The 1,190-nt window shown below is 54.8% G+C and carries 1 protein-coding gene and 1 pseudogene; both read left to right on the top strand.

Annotated features, from left to right (window positions below; genetic code table 11):
• The coding region (locus tag ACR0EL_RS21705) for a LysR family transcriptional regulator substrate-binding protein (RefSeq protein WP_480502250.1) at positions 1–816 on the top strand (816 nt) is incomplete at its 5' end.
• Positions 817–1,034: 218 nt separating this feature from the next.
• Positions 1,035–1,190, top strand: a pseudogene (locus ACR0EL_RS21700) (D-cysteine desulfhydrase); the annotation flags it as partial.

Raw genomic sequence — 1,190 nt, 5'->3', positions numbered from 1 at the left:
GACCACAGCCGCAGACCCATGGGTCTGACACCCGCAGGCACGGTGTTCTCACGACATGTGCATGACGGCCTGATCGCCTTGAAACGGGGCGAGGCCGAGCTTCGCTCGGGCAGTTGGCAACATGCAACAGATTTGCGTCTGGGCCTGATTGACGATTTTGACAGCCGGGTCGCGCCAGAACTCTTCCGTCATCTCTCTGCAAGCCTGCCGCGGTGCAATTTTCGCCACTTTACCCGCCCCAGCCATGAGATTCTTGACAAACTGCAGTCTCAAAAGCTGGATGCAGGCGTTGCGACCCGACCTCCTGAGCACTTTGAGGGGTTAATCGAATTCCCGCTACTTCGAGATCCGTTTATCGTCATTCTTCCGCCTGCATATGACGGACCGGTCGAGGAACTGACCAAATCAGACAGTCCGCTTCCGCTTTTACGATATTCGCGTGATCACACCATAGGCAGACTCATCGAAATTCAGCTAACCCGTAGCAAGATCAACCTGCCCAACCGGTTCGAACTTGAATGTAATCAGTCAATTATCGGACTTGTCGCCGGGGGCAGTGGTTGGACGATCACGACTGCTGCCAGCTACTATCGCGCACGACGATTCCACAAAGATACACGCGCATTACCTTTCCCGGGCAAAAGCTTTGCGCGCACCGTGTCGTTGTTCACGACCAATATCTATCCGTCGACAACCACACGACTGATCCACAACACACTGCAAAACCTGATCCGTCGTCATGTGACCGAGCCTATGAATTCGCGGTTTCCGTGGTTGAATGACGACTTTCGAACCATTCCCGCACCCCCCGAATGAGCAACCAGGTAATCTGAGCGCAATATCGAAGTTATTTTCCGGCTTTTTCGAAACCGGGTACAGTGCGCTTGACCGACGCGCCCCATCCGCTGTGATTAGGCCTGACCTTGCGGCTTGACTACAGGCGGCATTCTAAACCCAGAAACCTACCCAGCGGCCCGTGTTGGCAAGACCTACCGGTCTTGAACCATGTGCCGGGCTCAGATCAGGACTGCTTGATGCATCTTTCCCGTTTTCCCCGTGTTTTTCTTGCCCATCTGCCAACACCGCTTGAACGGATGGATCGTATGTCCGAGGCTCTGGGAATCGATCTGTGGATCAAGCGAGACGACTGCACCGGCATGTCGACGGGTGGCAACAAGACCCGCAAACTA

The sequence above is a fragment of the Ruegeria sp. AH12 genome, assembly GCF_056541465.1.
Note: the sequence above shows the minus strand (reverse complement) of the source record. Positions and strands in the feature narration are given on the sequence as shown.